The sequence below is a fragment of the Ulvibacterium sp. genome (genome assembly GCF_965228935.1).
Taxonomy (GTDB): domain Bacteria; phylum Bacteroidota; class Bacteroidia; order Flavobacteriales; family Flavobacteriaceae; genus Ulvibacterium.
The window spans coordinates 548,981-564,583 of sequence record NZ_OZ245846.1 but is presented as its reverse complement, the minus strand read 5'-3'; the positions used below and the strand labels follow the sequence as shown (position 1 = coordinate 564,583).

The following is a 15,603-nucleotide window of genomic DNA, read 5'->3' as shown; positions in this document are numbered from 1 at the left end:
GTCGTTACTGACGTCAATGGTATTTTTGTAAAAATTCCTGTAGTTTTTCCACCATTTTCCGGCTTCCACAAAAGAAAGGTATCCTTTGGTGGAGCTCCTTGGGCTCAACGTCCAATATTCTGGAGCGACCTCCAATGGCTAGGCCGTTGGCCTGTTCGGCAATGAAGGCCATTGGATTACACTCGTAGAGGAGCCTTAATTTTCCATTTTCCGTGACGCTACTCTTAGGATACATATAGATGCCGCCTTTGATCATGTTTCGATGAAAATCGGATACAAGAGAACCTATATATCTTGAGGTATAGGGTCTGTCGCCCTCTTCCTTTTGACAGTACTTTATATAGTCCTTTACCCCTTGGTGAAAATGGATATAGTTGCCCTCGTTTACCGAATAAATTTTACCATTTTCGGGAAATTGCATATCCGGGTGCGATAGATAAAAGGTGCCGATGGCAGGATTCAAAGTAAACCCGTTTACCCCATGGCCGGTGGTATAGACCAACATAGTGGATGTGCCATAGATAATATAGCCCGCCGCAACCTGGTTTTTGCCGGGCTGAAGAAAATCCTCCAAAGTTACCGGAGTGCCCACCGGGGTAATACGCCTATATACGGAAAAGATGGTTCCTACGGAAACATTGACATCAATGTTCGTGGATCCATCCAAGGGATCTATAAGTACAACATATTTGTTCTGATGCTTCTCGTCATTACTGTTGATACTTATAAAATCGTCTTCTTCCTCGGAGGCAATCCCGCATACGATCTCCCGATTCTTTAGCGTCTGTATGAATTTTTCATTGGCGAGCACGTCCAATTTCTGCTGATTTTCGCCTTGGATGTTCATTTCTCCGGCAGTTCCTAAAATATCGACCAATCCTGCTTTGTTCACTTCATGGTTTACTACTTTTGCGGCCAGACGTATGGCATTGATCAGTTTGGATAATTCTCCTGAGGAATATTGAAAGGCAGCTTGATTTTCAATAATAAATTCGCCTAAAGTCTTGTTTTTTTTATTTAGCATGGCAGGTGTTAATTTCTCCTGCAAAGTTCGCTTATTTTGTTAAACTACAACGTTTTCGTTCTTTTTTAGTTTTTTAAATATATAACTTTGTGTTTTATTTGTAACAAATATGGAATATGTAATTCGGGAAGCAGAGGAAAATGATATGACCCAAGTATGGGGCCTGATCAAGGAATTGGCCGTTTTTGAAAATGAGGGAGATGCCGTTGAGGTTACGGTTCAGGATTTAACAAGGCATGGATTTGGGGATGTAAAGCTTTTTCACTGTTTTGTGGCCGATACGAAAGAAGGAATCATGGGAATTGCCCTGATATTTCATAGATACTCCACATGGAAGGGACCCATCATCCATTTGGAAGATTTGATCGTTTCGGAAAAGGCAAGGGGATACGGGCTAGGTTCGGCGCTTTTGCATCAAGTGGTGGAATATGGACAGAAATTGGGAGTAAAACGTATTAACTGGGAAGTGTTGGACTGGAATGAACCGGCCATTACATTTTATGAAAGTAAGGGCGCGAAGGTTATGCGGGATTGGGACGTAGTTCAATTGGACGAGAATGGAATACGTAATTTTTTGGAAAAAAACCGGACTTAAGGTTTTAAAAAAGCACATTTAACGAACAATACGATTCAAATAGACGGTTTCCCTTGAACCGGGGAATAGAACAAACGCAATGAATACATGAGAATTTTCAAATTTGGGGGGGCATCGGTCAAGGATGCCGAAGGGGTCAAAAACCTGGTCGATGTGCTTAAGGAAGTGGGTTATGACAATACCTTATTGGTCATTTCCGCCATGGGCAAAACTACCAATTCCATGGAGGAGGTGGTAGATTCCTATTTTTCCGAAAAAGAGAGGCTTTCCTTTAAAGTCCAAGAAGTTGCACATTTTCATAACAAGATTTTATTGGATCTTTTCCCGAATGACCGGCATCCTGTTTTTCAGAAAGTAAAATCTTTGTTCGATGAGATACAAGGCTTCTTGGTATGGAACAAATCGCCCAATTATAACTTTGTCTATGATCAATTGGTAGGGTATGGAGAGTTGATCTGCACCACTATTGTAAGCGCCTATCTGGAAGAAGTTGGAATGACAAATACATGGTTGGATGTACGTAACTTTATAAAGACCGATAACAACTACCGGGACGTCAATGTGGATTGGGAGAAGACCCAGGAAAAGATTTCCAAGGGTATCGACCAGAAAGTCCTTAACGTGACCCAAGGGTTTTTAGGTAGTGATGACAACAATTTTACTACGACCTTGGGAAGGGAGGGATCCGATTATACGGCGGCCATTTTAGCCTATTGCCTCAACGCGGACTCCGTTACCATTTGGAAGGACGTGCCGGGAGTGTTGAACGCAGATCCCAGACATTTTCAAGAAACACAATTATTGAACAAAATATCGTACACGGAAGCTATTGAGCTGGCTTTTTACGGAGCATCCGTTATACATCCCAAAACGCTTCAACCTCTACAAAGAAAGGAGATTCCGTTACATGTGAAATCGTTCATCAATCCTAAGAATCCCGGTACTACGGTGGGGAGGGGAATCGGGATCGAGCCTTTGGTTCCCTGTTTTATCGTCAAAAAGAATCAGGTACTGGTAAAACTCTCCTCTCTGGACTTTTCTTTTATCGTGGAACATAGCATTAGCGAATTGTTCAAACTACTTCATGAACACAAAATGAAAGTGGACCTGATTCAAAATTCGGCTATTAGTTTTTCCGTATGTGTGGATAACAAGTTCGGTGGTCTGAACGGACTTTTGGAACTTCTTAAAAGCAGGTTCAAGGTAGTTTGTCATGAAGATGTCTCCTTATATACCATACGCCATTTCAATGAAAAGGCAGTAGAATCATTTTTGAATGGGCATGAAGTACTCTTGGAACAAAGAGGTAAGGAAACTTTACAATTGGTCGTAAAGTAGCGGCCATATTCCATTTCCTAAATGTTAAAATAAATCGCTCAACTAGTGATTTCCCTATATTTACGATTACCTAAATTTTAATAATATGGGTTTAGTGACCGCAAAAGAGGTGGCCAAGGCAGTCAATTTGGATAAATACGGCTTCTTGGGCACTTTTATGGGATGGATCTTAACGAAGGTCACTAGAATATCCAGTATCAATAGGACCTATGATGCCTATAAGCACCTTTCGGGGCCAGAATTTTTGGATGCCCTTCTTTCCCATTATCAAATAGATTTTGAAATCCCGGAGGATGATTTTAAGCGCTTACCTAAAGATGGGGCCTATATTACCATTAGCAATCACCCGCTAGGAGGTTTTGACGGTATACTTTTGTTGAAACTGATGTTGCAGCAGAGATCGGACTTTAAGATTATCGCCAATTTTCTGTTGCACCGTATTAAACCTCTGGAACCTTATATTATGCCGGTCAACCCTTTTGAGAACCATAAGGATGCCAAAAATAGTATTATTGGATTCAAGAATGCCTTAAGACATTTGGATGAAGGGCACCCTATGGGGATTTTTCCGGCAGGGGAAGTATCTACCTATAGGGATGGAAAATTGATCGTGGACAAACCTTGGGAAGAAGCGGCAATCAAGTTAATTAGAAAGGCCAAGGTTTCAGTAGTGCCCATATACTTCCATGCCAAGAATAGTAGATTGTTTTATAGACTGTCCAAGATCAACGATGCTTTTAGAACGGCCAAATTACCTTCCGAATTGACCTCTCAGGGAAATCGTCCCATCAAGGTAAGGATAGGGCAACCGATATCGGTGGAAACCCAGGAAGATCAAGGAACTTTGGATGAATTCACTGAACTTTTGAGGAGAAAGACCTATATCCTTGCACATGCCTATGAGAAGGAACGACTGATCGATCAAATCCCTAGCACCTTAAAAATACCTAAATCCCCCAAACGTATTGCCACGGCTGTAAGAACCGAAGTAATATTGGAAGAAATTGAAAGGCTTCGGGAAAAGGACTGTAGGATGCTTCAAAGCAAAAACTATGAGGTTTTTTTGGCAAAGGCGCAGGATATGCCATTTATCCTTCAGGAAATTGGAAGACAACGCGAAGTCACTTTCCGTGCCATAGGTGAGGGAACCAACAATTCTATAGACTTGGATGAGTTCGACACCTATTATCACCACTTATTTTTATGGGACTGTGAGGAAAAAACCATAGTTGGAGCCTACCGTATGGGCATGGGATCCGAGATTTTTTCCAAATACGGGATAGATGGCTTTTATCTTCAGGACCTTTTTCGGTTTGAGCCGGAGCTTTTTGTCATGATGCGCCAGTCCATTGAAATGGGCAGGGCCTACATCGTAAAGGCTTATCAACAAAAACCGATGCCCCTGTTTCTCCTTTGGAAGGGTATTGTACATACCACACTAAGGCATCCGGAGCATAAATATTTGATAGGTGGTGTAAGTATCAGCAATCAGTTTTCCAACTTTTCCAAATCCTTGATGATCGAGTTCATGAAAAGTAATTATTGGGATCCTTACGTGGCACAGTACGTACGCCCTAAAAAGGAGTTCAAGGTAAAATTGAAGGATGCCGACAAGGAGTTTGTTTTTGATGAAACGGAGGCCGATCTCAATAAATTTGACCGCTTGATCAATGAGGTAGAACCAGGGGATTTGCGATTGCCAGTACTCATCAAAAAGTACATTAAGCAAAATGCCAAGGTGGTCGCGTTTAATGTGGATCCCTTGTTCAATAACTCGGTGGACGGTCTCATGTATATCAAGATTTCGGATTTGCCGGAAAGTACCGTAAAGCCGGTTATGGAAGAGTTTCAGGCAGAACTGGAAGGGAAGCTTACCGAGGCCAATTCTACCGAAGTATCTTAAGCTTAATCCATTCCGACAGTCTTGCTCCTTCGTTCGAACAATAGGTTGTCCTTCCACTGCCCATGTAGTTTCCCGACCTTTTCCCGCTTGCCGATGTATCGAAATCCCATTTTTTCATGAAGCTTGATACTGCCTTCATTCTCTGGAAAAATTCCGGATTGTAAAGTCCACAACCCTATTTCCTCGCTTTGTTGTATCAAAGCCTTCATCAAGAGTGATCCCAAACCCAGACCTCTGTTTTCTTTTCCTATGTAAACGCTTACTTCGGCCACACCACCATAGACGCATCTGCTGGATACGGGCGAAAGCGCGGCCCAACCCAAAATATACTTTTTTTCATGCACGACCAATCTACACTGTTGCAGATGCGCCTTGTCCCAGTCCAAATAGGAGGGAATGGTGGTTTCAAATGTGGCATAGCCCGAAGCAATTCCATCCGCATAGATTTCCGAGACCTTAGGCCAATCGGCCTCTACCATTTTCCTAATTTTCATGATTAGGTATCAACAACACGCGCTCTCAGGTGAACAACAAGCCTCTTCCCCGGTATTCGCTTTAACAGATATTTTAGCCTTGCAATCCGTTTTTTCAACCGCTAGCCGAACTAGAAGGTGTTCACCATTGACAGTTACATCATCAACAAAAAGCTGGGCCGTATGGAAATTTGGATTGCTATATTCAAATCTTATTTCCGCATCGGGCTGCATGCGTTTCATACCATTTACCCTCTTAAAAATATCCAAGGCCTTTTGGGCGTTCATGTATTCGGTACGGTTTTTTTCTTTTGGACTTTCCCAAAGTTGAACTACCGTTTCCCTCCAAAAATCGGTTCCGGCCCCACAGTCCACGGAGTCTACTATAATGTTCTTTACTTCGGTTATGTGGTAATTCGGGGCAACTGTTTTCCCTTTTGCGTATTCAAACAGTACACTTTTGGTAGGGTGTGTCTCTAGAAGCCCCAGAAATTCTTGTGTCTTCATAATTCTAATTTTTAATTAACAACAGTTTTGATTTATGGTATTAAAAAATGCATGGAAAAGCTGTTGCAGTTCCGCCCATTTTTCCTTGTGTATACAGTAACATAGATTTTTCCCTTCAAACGCCCCCTTTAGCAAACCGATTTTTTTAATCTCATTTAGATGCTGCGAAATGGTAGGTTGGGAAAGCCCGATAACATCTACCAGATCGTTACAGATACACCCTTCTTGCTTGCTTATATATTGCAGAATGGCTACTCGTGCCGGGTGGGCCAAAACCTTGGCGACCAAGGCCAGTTCGTTTTGGGTACGATTGAAGATTTCCGTTTTAGTAGCTCCCATATGAGGTTGTTAAAGTAATATTGCAATATTACGATAATGCCAAGAAATAAAAAAGCCAAATCGAAAAAATTTGGCCTTTTGGTTTTCTAGAACCACGGTTTTTTCCCCACCTGATAGGTGTTGTAGAACTCCTCATCGGATTTGGTCAAATAAATGATACCTTCAATGAGGCCAATCAATCCAGGGATCCATATGAATAACAAACCTACGGCTAAACAGGATAAGGCATAGGCCGCTATGGACACTCCCAAAAGAATGAATCCTTCCTTCTGATATCCCAAAATGAACTTATGTACTCCCAACGAACCCAGTAGGATAGCCAATATTCCAGCTAATACCTTTTTGTTTTCCCCTCCTGCTCCACTAAAGGCTTCTTTGGCACCTTCCGTAAATTCATTAGCTGTTTTTTTAGCTTCTTCGGCGAAATCGCCTGCAGCTTCCTTGGTATCTTCGGCAAATTCCTTGGCCTTTTCTTTGGCGTCGTCGAAAGCATCTTCGGCTTTATCGCCCAAATCCTTATTTTCTTCAGACATCTTTACTGTTTTTTGGTGGTTAATATAACCCTAAATGTAGCGATTATTTGGATATCAGAGAAATGCTTTGTCCACCGGTTCCCAAAGTTCTATTTTGTTTCCTTCTGGATCTAATATCCATCCGAATTTTCCGTAATCGTATTCCTCAATTTCCCCAATAATTTGTACACCTTCTTTTTTCAGTGCGCCCAAAAGCTCCTGCAAATTCTCCACCCTAAAGTTCATCATAAAGGATTTTTCACTTGGACTGAAGTAAGTGGTGTCCTCCTTAAAAGGGCTCCATTGTGTGGAACAGTCATTTCCTTCCTTATCCTTCCACCAAAACGTACAGCCATATTGATCTGTGGGTAGTCCCAAATGGTTTTTATACCATTCCTTTGTAGTTTCAGGATTCTTGGACTTAAAAAAGAACCCTCCGATACCGGTGACTCTATTTTTCATTTTTTCTATTGTTTTTTATTGCGTTTTCATAAAATTCGATCCATTGATCAACCGTAATTTTTTGACATAGCTCCCCAATAAGATCATAGGGTATGGCATCCATTTTCTTGAATCGGATGCAGCTTTTGCCCATATCCAATTTTGTATGCATTGTTTTTGAATACTCTTCCTTGAACCAATCCAATAGTTCTTTCTTGGAATAAATACCCATATGGTATACGGCTATATAATGTTTTTGTGAAGCTAAATTCATGAATGGTAACGGCATTTTGGGATCGCAATGATATCCTCCGGGATAAATGGAATGGGGAACCACATACCCCAGCATACCATAGTTCATCTGTTCCTCAAAACCTTTAGGAAGGTTTTGAAGGATGATTTTTCTCAATTTGGAAATAGCCGCTTGTCTTTCGATTGGGAGTTGCGCTATATAGTCTTCCGGGGAGTCGGCCTTGTATTGCATGCAGTTTAACTTTTTCGTTGAAGGATCAAGGAAGAAATCAATGAAATGATAAAACCGATAATAAAAACCGTGAGGAACATAATCAAAAAATTCATCATGGGATTGGCAAAAAGTTGTTTTTCTGCCTCCATCTTGGCTTGCTCCAACTTGAATTCTTCTGGCGGAAGTGTTTCCTTCATTTCATTTAGCACAACCTCATAATATTCCGTAAGGAAATCGGGGTTTATAAATTTTACATAAATGACATCCAAAATACCAAAAGCAAGGGCCGTAATCAGACTGATCAAAATACCAATGATAAGCCCTTTTTTAAAGGTAACCGTACCTTGGTTTTCTTGATCCCTAAAATGCTTAATACCAAAATAGACAAAGGACAGGGAAATGATCATGGAGGCATACCCCAAGATTTCCTGGGTGGACATATCCGCCTCTTTAAACGCGAACCAACTAAATAGAAATAGGACACATATGGTAATACTTCCAAAGAGCCCATACCGTAAAACCGATTTTTTCATGTTCAGGGAGTTTATAGTTTGGCCAAAGTAGTCTTAAAGAGAAAATGGAGCGTCATACTAAAGTACCAAAATCATTCTATTTTGCTATATAAGACGCTAAATATGAATAATCTGAAGCTCCTTCGCCTTTTGTATGGCCTGTGTCCTACGTTTGGCATTTAGCTTTAACAGCACATTGGAGACATGGGTCTTGATCGTACTTTCCGAAACAAAAAGCTTATCCGCAATTTCTTTATTGGATAAGCCTTTAGATACTTCCAGGAGTACCTCATACTCCCTTTTGCTCAGTCCAAGCTTTGCTATCTTGGTTAAATCCACTTCTTTGGATGAGCCGCTTTGTTCAGTAGGGTTCCTTTTATTGAAGAACGCCCCTACGGCAAAGAATACAACGGCAATAAGGGCTATGATTATTTCAATGGACGTGCTTCCGGAAAGATAGGAATACTTGCTTAGTTGAAATAGACCAAGTAGTGCTACGATCAAGGCCGAAAAGATGAAAATCGTACGCTTCACGTACTAAATTTAGCAAAATCTTTCCTTTATTTTATCCACTATGGTCTGGGCCAGTTTTTCTTTGCTCTCCACTGTCCAGCCTGCAACATGGGGAGATAGGATTACGTTTTCGGATTTAATCAGATATTGAAAAGCCTCCGGAAGTTGATCGCCCGTAAACATATCTTCAAAAGAAGTTTTTTCATACTCCAGCACATCTAGTCCCGCTCCCAGGATTTTACCCGACTTTAAGGCCGTTACCAAATCTTGAGTGATTACACATTTTCCGCGTGCCGTGTTCAAGAGCCAAAATGGATTATGGAAGGCATTAATAAATTTGGTATTCACCATACCCGTGGTGAGCTCGGTCTGGGGTACATGAAGACTTACCACATCCGTTTTTTGTCGGAATTCCATGATTCCCACCTGTCGGGCATTTTCATCACCGACACCTCCGACAATGTCGTAACAGATAACCTCATCCACATCAAAACCGCGGAGCTTTTTCGCAAAGGCCTTTCCCATATTTCCATAACCGATGATACCTACAGTCTTTCCTTCCAGTTCCACACCTCTGTTGCCTTCCCTGTCCCATCTGCCGTTCCTAACTTCCTTATCGGCCTTGTTCAGTTTATTAAAGAGGGAGAGGAGCATTCCCAGGGTATGTTCGCCTACCGCATTGCGATTGCCCTCCGGGGCCGAGGCCAAAAACACGCCTTTGGTTCTGGCATACTTGATATCAATATTTTCGAGACCTGCTCCGACCCTACCAATAAACTTTAGGTTTTTGGCCTTTTCCAGAAAATGGGCATCGATACGAAACCTGCTTCGCAATACAATGCCATCATATTCATGGATATGTAGCTCCACCTGCTCTTTTGAAGATGTGTAATCCTCATGGTTTTGAAATCCCAAGGCTTCAAACTGTTCTATGAGCAATGGGTGGTTGGTATCTAAATGGAGTACCTTCATAGTACAAATCAAATTTTTGGGTAGTGGGTCTTTGTCAATTCATCCTGTACATTTCCAGTATGTGCCGTGGATAACTTTTCAAAAAGCAGCAAATGTACCACTTCCCCATTTTTGGTCATGGGATTATGCTCCACGCCTTTGGGTACCACTATAATCTCACCTTCTTGGACCACTTCCGTCCTATCTCTAAATTGCATATATAACGTACCCTTTAAAACCTGAAAGAGTTCGTCCTCCTCCTCATGGGCATGCCAAACAAATTCACCTTGAATCTTGGCAAGGATGACCTGCATATCATCCACAATGGCAATTTGGTGCGGATGCCAATGTGCATGGAACAGGTCGTGTTTTTCCTTTAGATTGATGGGTTTCATAACGTACTATGGATTTTTTATACTTATACCTATTATAGGCTGGGGGTACTTCTGTTCCTTGCTATATCCCTAACACCAATTTGGCTATCCAAAAATAGATTAGGATACCAAAAATATCATTGCTGGTCGTAATAAATGGTCCTGTGGCAATCGCCGGATCTATACCCCTTTTATCCAAGAACAGCGGAATAAAAGTTCCTATGATGCCCGCCACGATAATTACGGCTACCAAGGACAACGAAATGGCCAGGGCCGTATTAAAACTGCCGTTCCACCACCAAGTGAACAGTAGCAAAATAACCGCCAAGATCAAACCGTTCAATGTGGCCAAAAGCATTTCTTTGATCAAACGATTGCTTATGCTGCCTTTAAGGTCATCATTGGCCAATCCCTGTACGATAATGGCACTGGATTGTACCCCCACATTCCCTGCCATTGCCGCTATCAATGGTGTAAAAAAGAATAGGATGGCATGTTGGGCGATCATTTCTTCAAAGCCTCCCATAATGGCCGCGGCACCTACCCCGCCAAGAAGACCTAAAAACAGCCACGGTAATCGTGCTCGGGTCAGTTCCCAAATACTATCATCGGCCTCGACACCTTGGGAAATACCCGCTGCCATTTGGTAATCCCGATCAGCTTCTTCCCGGATAACGTCCACGATATCGTCAATCGTAATCCGTCCTACCAATCTCCCAATTTCGTCCACTACGGGAATGGCCTCCAGGTCGTACTTTTGCATAATTTTTGCCACCTCCTCCGGCTTTTCATTCACGTCTACCCGATCTACTTTTGGAATATATACTTCCTTTATCGGCGCAGTGGTGGAAGTGGTCAATAAATCCTTTAGGGATAGCCTACCCTTTAAAACACCTTCATTATCCACCACATAGATAGAGTGGACGCGTGTAACGTTTTCCGCCTGGGCCCTCATTTCCTTAACGCAAGTAAGAACGTTCCAATTCTCGTTGACCTTAACAAGTTCCTTGGCCATAAGTCCACCTGCGGAATTCTCGTCATAGCGAAGAAGTTCTACAATGTCCTTGGCATGCTCCTTGTCCTCGATTTCGGAAATGACCTTTTGAACAATCTCATCAGGTAGTTCTGCCACAATATCTGCGGCATCATCGGTATCCAATTCCTCGATTTCCCCGGCGATTTCCTTAACGGACAGGTTACCTAAAATAGCTTCCCTTACATCTTCGTCCAGTTCGGTAAGTACATCGGAGGTCTTATCGCTATCGAGCAATTTAATAAGGTAGGTGGCCTCATCCTCATTGAGCTCATTGATGATCTCGGCCACATCCGCATAATGCACCTCGGCCATTAAGGAAACCAGTTCGGTTCCCTTCTGGTCCTCGATCAGTTGCTCTATTTTGGCCAAGAGCTCCTCTGTAAGCTTAAACGGTGTCATCCTCTTGTGTTATACCTCTTCTGGGCAATCTGCGCAAAGCTAAAGAAAAATGTGTTAGGGGTATAGTAGTTTCAATATTCTGTTGGTCGCTTTGTCAAAGGGATGTTCCCTGTTCGTGGACTTGAAAGTTTTTAAAGTTTTCCGATTCGTGTAAAGTACTCGATATCTAGTTTTTGCCTTGTGCCAAATCGGTTTCGATTCTTTGGGTAAGTTGTATAAAGTCTTCCACACTTAATTGCTCCGGCCGAAGATTGAATATAACGGAAGACTTAAGCATATCTGAAAGTGAAAATGTTTTTAGACTGTTACGCAAGGTCTTTCGCCTTTGGTTAAAAGCGGCTTTTACCACCTTGAAGAACAGTTTTTCGTCACATTCCAATTGGAAGTTTTTCTTCCGGATCAAACGAAGTACGCCGGATTGAACCTTGGGAGGCGGATCAAATACCTGTGGAGGAACGGTAAACAAATACGTTGCGTCGTAGAATGCCTGTACCAACACCGACAAAATGCCATAGGTTTTGTTTCCTTTTTGTTCGCATATGCGCTGGGCCACCTCTTTTTGGAACATACCCGAAAATTCAGGTACTTGTTTGCGCATGTCCAATAACCGAAACACAATTTGTGTGGAGATGTTATAGGGAAAGTTTCCCGTAATGGCAAATGGTTCTTTGCCAAATAACCGACCTAAGTCATAGGAAAGAAAATCGGCTTCCACTATCTTAAAGGAAGCATCATTCTTAATTACATGGGGATTTTCCACAGGAAAACTATGGTTTAGGAATACTATGGATTCTTGATCCAAGTCCATCGCCACCAATTCCAAATCCCGTAAAAGAAGGTATTTGGTCAGTATTCCGGTACCCGGGCCGATTTCCAGTACCTTACGGTATCCATCTAAGGACAAGGTATCCGCTATTTTTTTGGCAATGTTTTCGTCCTTGAGGAAGTGCTGCCCCAAATACTTTTTGGCCTTAACAGGACTGTTTGGACGTAATGGTCCACGATCAAATTGTCTTCTCTTTCCTTTTTTGCCCATATTGGGGATACAATTGAATTAATCTAGACGTTCCATATAGGCCCAGGCTGTTTTTCCTGAAGCAAGAACCACTTTATGTCGTTCATACCCATCCCCTTCATAAACATCTACTTTTTTTAATTCTAAAGAGGTAATCTTATAAACCATGCCCTCAACCATGTCCATACTATCGTTGGTTTTGTGGACAGTGGGATAACGGCCATATACCTTGTTTTGGAAAAGTAAGAACCCCTCCAAAGTTTCCTTATCCCCTTTTAACTTTCGTTTAAAGAGATTGAGTTGAATTTCATCGTCCTGAAGGGTACCGTAGGTAAATAGGTATTCCGTAGGTTGCATGTCCTATCCGTTCAATGTTCGCTAATGATTTCCAATTCGGTTCTAAAGGAGACAAATTTATTCGGGAAGCGTTTTTGGGCATCTTCCCTTAATCGCGGGGCATCCTCGGCATAGTATTTTTCCAAAATCTCTCTGTTTACGGTCGTAAATTGTACGGAATAAGTGGTGCCTCCCATTTCCTCTTCCACCAGGACTTTGCTCATTTTGGCATTCAAAAACTTTCCCGTGGCCAACACATCCGGGATATGTATTTCCTTCATCCATTGGAGCCATTCCTCATGAACGGCCTTATCTATATTTGTGGTTACGTTGTATATATACATGACTAAAAACTAGAGCACCAAGTTCATTTTCGTATTGCGTTTTTACTTGACACCTGTATTGAACCTTAGTTAATGGAATCTCCCCGAAGCCTTCTAAAATGTTTTCTTGCCTGGGGGAAGTAATAACTGTCCTGATAGTTATAGATTATTTTTTCGTAATGTACTTTTGCCTTTTCCGGTTGGCCCAAATGATTTCTATAAAGTTCACCCAAGGCAAAATGGGCATCGTCCGCAAGGATATCGTTTTCATAGAATTCCGTAATTTTTCGGTAGTTGAACTCCGCGGCCTCATAATCTTCAAGGGTCTCTAAAAGTTGGGCCTGTTTCAACAGGGCCTCATCTTCTATTTTTTCACCTTTATGAAGTTCAAGAATTCCGTTAAGTTCCGCAATGGCCTCTTTGGTCTTATTTTGGTAGCCCAACAAGTCCGCCCGAGCATATTTCTTCAAAGCGGTCTGGGTGGAATCTTCCAAACTATTGTCCGATATCAGGAGGCTCAATTGCATGGCATCATTGGCAATAAGTTGAGAAGTGGATCCGCGCAATACTTTTAATTGGGTCAGTGCCCAGTCAAAATCACCCTTGTAAAAGCTGGTCTGCGCTACCTTGTAGCGGGCATCTTGACCCAATACGTCGTTCTTAAGGCTTTTTTGTACCTGGGTAAAATAGATCAGTGCCTCGTTAAATTTTTTATGATAGACCAAAATGTCGCCCAGGGCCAATTTTATATACGCTTTCCCCCTTGAATTTAAAGGTAGTTCCAAGCTGTTTTTGAGAATGGTAACTGCGGGTTCCGGAGTGTCCTTTTCAAAGGTCAAAAAGTTGGCATAGGCAACTTGCAATCGCAAGGTCTGGCCTTTATAACCGTGTAGGGCTACTAGCTCATCATATTGCTTTTGTACCTGCCCCAAGGTCTTTTTATTGGCATCTATTAATTGAATATCGATCAAGTTTAATTTGGCATTTAGCCCTGTTACTTCGTCGTTGGCGTTTGCCACGATATATTCAAAGATTTCCTTTGCCGTTTCCGGCTCGCCATCCTTTAGGGCCATGTTGCCCAAATTTTCAAGCCGCTGCAGGGAACCTCCCTCCATTCTCCTGTAAATTGCCTTTTCTTGTCGAAATGCACTTCCATATTGTTTTTGTTGGACAAAAAGCCAGCTCAGCAAATCGTTCCAGAGCAGATCCGGATTTTTTTGTGCATTCTGTAATAGGATTTTTTTGAGTTTGATGTTGTTTTCGTTCTCGGCATCCGATGTTATGAAATCATCGATGCTACGGAGAACGTTGGACTTTGAAGTCTTGCCTTCGCTAATGAGTTTCAAGTAGGAGACATACATCTTTTCAATATTGCCCTGCTCACCGTAGATTCGGGCCATTTGATAGTTGTAATCCAATTTTGGGTTGAGCTCCATCGCCTTGGTATACGCTTTTAGGGCATAATCCAACAAAGCGTATTTTTGGAAACGGAAACCGATACCGTACCCAAAGTTCGGGTTCTCCTCAATTTTTTTAAGGGCCTCCTCATAATACTTTACAGCTTCTTCATTACGGTCCTGAATAGTGTAGTTATAGCCAAGCTCAATATATAGGGTGGGATAGGCATTCCCTGCTTGAATTTGGGGGGAAAGAAAGGTTTCCACATCAGTGTAACGTTCCAATTGTTGATAGCAAGCGATTAGGCCCTCCGAATAGTCTGTACGACGTGGATGTCTTTCCACGAGTTTTTCATAAAAGATTACCGCCTTTTCAAAATCCCCATCATTAAAATACTGTTTGGCCAAAAAGTCGTCCTGGGCCTTGGCGGTCATGGAAATGCAACATATAAAAAGGAAGTATACAACCCTCATAATGGAAATTTAACAAATTTACACCAGTCGGGGATAATAAACTGTCAAGGAAAACATAATATGGACGAACGGCACTAGGAAAGTTTCGCGTCCGTTTTTTCATAAACGATGTATCCGGTCTCGGTAGGTCGTTGTTTTTTAAGGTTCCAAAAGTAAAGTGCGTCCTTTAGGGTCTTTTTTTTGTTGTCCTTGAGGAAATCACGCACATATTGGGCCAACATGTTGTTTTTGGCAATAACCCGTTTAAAATTGGGATTCTTTTTTCTATCCTCAAGCTCGTGCCACATGAGTGTGGCCTCTTCCAATGTTTTTCTGGGGTTGGATTTTACCCAATCCATGAAATCGCTATGACAGGAAAATTTGGGGCCGATTTGGGACTTCATAAAATTTCTGAAATTAGGTCCGAAGGAAACATTGTCGGTCAGCTTTGTTCCAGGACTTAGTTGTGCTTTGGCCCAATTGAAACTGGACTTCGGTTTTTTCTTTTGGACAGTGGGCAACGGTTGGCCCGGATGATCCAACATGAAAACGATACGGTCCCGTAGTTCAAATTTTCTTCCGGCATAGGGTATCTGGGCCTGTTTGCAGATTTCCACCAACTCTTCTTTGAGCCAATACCACTTATTAAATTCCTGTCCAGAGGTTATTTCCGAAAAATCAGGTCTGGGCATTCAC

General features: G+C 42.0%; 20 protein-coding genes. 3 read left to right on the top strand and 17 right to left on the bottom strand.

The window, feature by feature from the left end:
- Positions 1-13: 13 nt before the first annotated feature.
- The gene (fbp, locus tag ACO06Y_RS02555) at positions 14-1,024 is read right to left on the bottom strand and encodes a class 1 fructose-bisphosphatase (RefSeq protein ID WP_422084229.1); all 1,011 of its coding nucleotides are present in this window, start codon (positions 1,022-1,024) and stop codon (positions 14-16) included.
- Between the two features lie 109 nt (positions 1,025-1,133).
- On the opposite strand from fbp, the gene ACO06Y_RS02550 reads away from it, so the two are divergent.
- The 3 genes from ACO06Y_RS02550 to ACO06Y_RS02540 all read left to right on the top strand — a co-directional run bounded on the left by ACO06Y_RS02550 (position 1,134) and on the right by ACO06Y_RS02540 (position 4,860).
- Positions 1,134-1,619, top strand: coding sequence for a GNAT family N-acetyltransferase (locus ACO06Y_RS02550; RefSeq protein WP_422082257.1), 486 nt, complete (start codon positions 1,134-1,136; stop codon positions 1,617-1,619).
- A gap of 87 nt (positions 1,620-1,706) precedes the next feature.
- Positions 1,707-2,957: an aspartate kinase gene (locus ACO06Y_RS02545; protein ID WP_422082256.1), complete on the top strand. Its 1,251-nt coding sequence runs from the start codon at positions 1,707-1,709 to the stop codon at positions 2,955-2,957.
- Between the two features lie 85 nt (positions 2,958-3,042).
- On the top strand, positions 3,043-4,860 hold the full coding sequence (locus ACO06Y_RS02540) for a GNAT family N-acyltransferase (RefSeq protein WP_422082255.1): 1,818 nt from the start codon (positions 3,043-3,045) through the stop codon (positions 4,858-4,860).
- Between the two features lie 2 nt (positions 4,861-4,862).
- Here the strand turns inward: ACO06Y_RS02540 and ACO06Y_RS02535 are convergent, their stop codons facing one another.
- From ACO06Y_RS02535 to ACO06Y_RS02460, 16 genes are all read right to left on the bottom strand, one after another.
- Positions 4,863-5,354 (bottom strand): GNAT family N-acetyltransferase, encoded by a 492-nt coding sequence (locus tag ACO06Y_RS02535; protein ID WP_422082254.1) that lies wholly within the window; start codon positions 5,352-5,354, stop codon positions 4,863-4,865.
- 9 nt (positions 5,355-5,363) lie between these two features.
- Positions 5,364-5,840 carry a DUF6428 family protein gene (locus ACO06Y_RS02530; protein ID WP_422082253.1) on the bottom strand — a complete coding sequence of 159 codons (477 nt, stop codon included), beginning with the start codon at positions 5,838-5,840 and terminating at the stop codon, positions 5,364-5,366.
- A 15-nt stretch (positions 5,841-5,855) separates the two neighbouring features.
- Entirely contained in the window at positions 5,856-6,179 is a 324-nt protein-coding gene (locus ACO06Y_RS02525; RefSeq protein WP_422082252.1) for an ArsR/SmtB family transcription factor, read from the bottom strand.
- A gap of 86 nt (positions 6,180-6,265) precedes the next feature.
- Complete coding sequence (locus ACO06Y_RS02520) at positions 6,266-6,712, bottom strand: NINE protein (RefSeq protein WP_422082251.1); 447 nt, start codon at positions 6,710-6,712, stop codon at positions 6,266-6,268.
- 54 nt (positions 6,713-6,766) lie between these two features.
- Entirely contained in the window at positions 6,767-7,153 is a 387-nt protein-coding gene (locus tag ACO06Y_RS02515; RefSeq protein WP_422082250.1) for a VOC family protein, read from the bottom strand.
- Positions 7,143-7,616, bottom strand: a complete 474-nt coding sequence (locus ACO06Y_RS02510; RefSeq protein WP_422082249.1) for a DUF1801 domain-containing protein — start codon at positions 7,614-7,616, stop codon at positions 7,143-7,145. Before ACO06Y_RS02510 ends, ACO06Y_RS02515 begins: the two co-directional genes overlap by 11 nt.
- A gap of 5 nt (positions 7,617-7,621) precedes the next feature.
- Positions 7,622-8,131, bottom strand: coding sequence for a DUF4199 domain-containing protein (locus ACO06Y_RS02505; protein ID WP_422082248.1), 510 nt, complete (start codon positions 8,129-8,131; stop codon positions 7,622-7,624).
- A 96-nt stretch (positions 8,132-8,227) separates the two neighbouring features.
- A complete protein-coding gene (locus tag ACO06Y_RS02500) occupies positions 8,228-8,644 on the bottom strand; it encodes a response regulator transcription factor (protein WP_422082247.1) in 417 nt (138 codons plus the stop codon).
- 9 nt (positions 8,645-8,653) lie between these two features.
- Positions 8,654-9,595, bottom strand: a complete 942-nt coding sequence (locus tag ACO06Y_RS02495) for a 2-hydroxyacid dehydrogenase (RefSeq protein WP_422082246.1) — start codon at positions 9,593-9,595, stop codon at positions 8,654-8,656.
- 8 nt (positions 9,596-9,603) lie between these two features.
- Complete coding sequence (locus ACO06Y_RS02490; protein ID WP_422082245.1) at positions 9,604-9,969, bottom strand: cupin domain-containing protein; 366 nt, start codon at positions 9,967-9,969, stop codon at positions 9,604-9,606.
- A 61-nt stretch (positions 9,970-10,030) separates the two neighbouring features.
- Complete coding sequence (gene mgtE, locus ACO06Y_RS02485) at positions 10,031-11,383, bottom strand: magnesium transporter (RefSeq protein ID WP_422082244.1); 1,353 nt, start codon at positions 11,381-11,383, stop codon at positions 10,031-10,033.
- A 166-nt stretch (positions 11,384-11,549) separates the two neighbouring features.
- A complete protein-coding gene (gene rsmA / locus ACO06Y_RS02480) occupies positions 11,550-12,419 on the bottom strand; it encodes a 16S rRNA (adenine(1518)-N(6)/adenine(1519)-N(6))-dimethyltransferase RsmA (protein ID WP_422082243.1) in 870 nt (289 codons plus the stop codon).
- A gap of 18 nt (positions 12,420-12,437) precedes the next feature.
- The gene (locus tag ACO06Y_RS02475) at positions 12,438-12,755 is read right to left on the bottom strand and encodes a gamma-glutamylcyclotransferase family protein (protein WP_422082242.1); all 318 of its coding nucleotides are present in this window, start codon (positions 12,753-12,755) and stop codon (positions 12,438-12,440) included.
- Positions 12,756-12,766: 11 nt separating this feature from the next.
- Positions 12,767-13,078 (bottom strand): DUF4286 family protein, encoded by a 312-nt coding sequence (locus tag ACO06Y_RS02470; protein WP_422082241.1) that lies wholly within the window; start codon positions 13,076-13,078, stop codon positions 12,767-12,769.
- Positions 13,079-13,143: 65 nt separating this feature from the next.
- Positions 13,144-14,928: a tetratricopeptide repeat protein gene (locus ACO06Y_RS02465; protein ID WP_422082240.1), complete on the bottom strand. Its 1,785-nt coding sequence runs from the start codon at positions 14,926-14,928 to the stop codon at positions 13,144-13,146.
- Between the two features lie 74 nt (positions 14,929-15,002).
- Positions 15,003-15,599, bottom strand: a complete 597-nt coding sequence (locus ACO06Y_RS02460; RefSeq protein ID WP_422082239.1) for a DUF6434 domain-containing protein — start codon at positions 15,597-15,599, stop codon at positions 15,003-15,005.
- Positions 15,600-15,603: the final 4 nt, after the last annotated feature.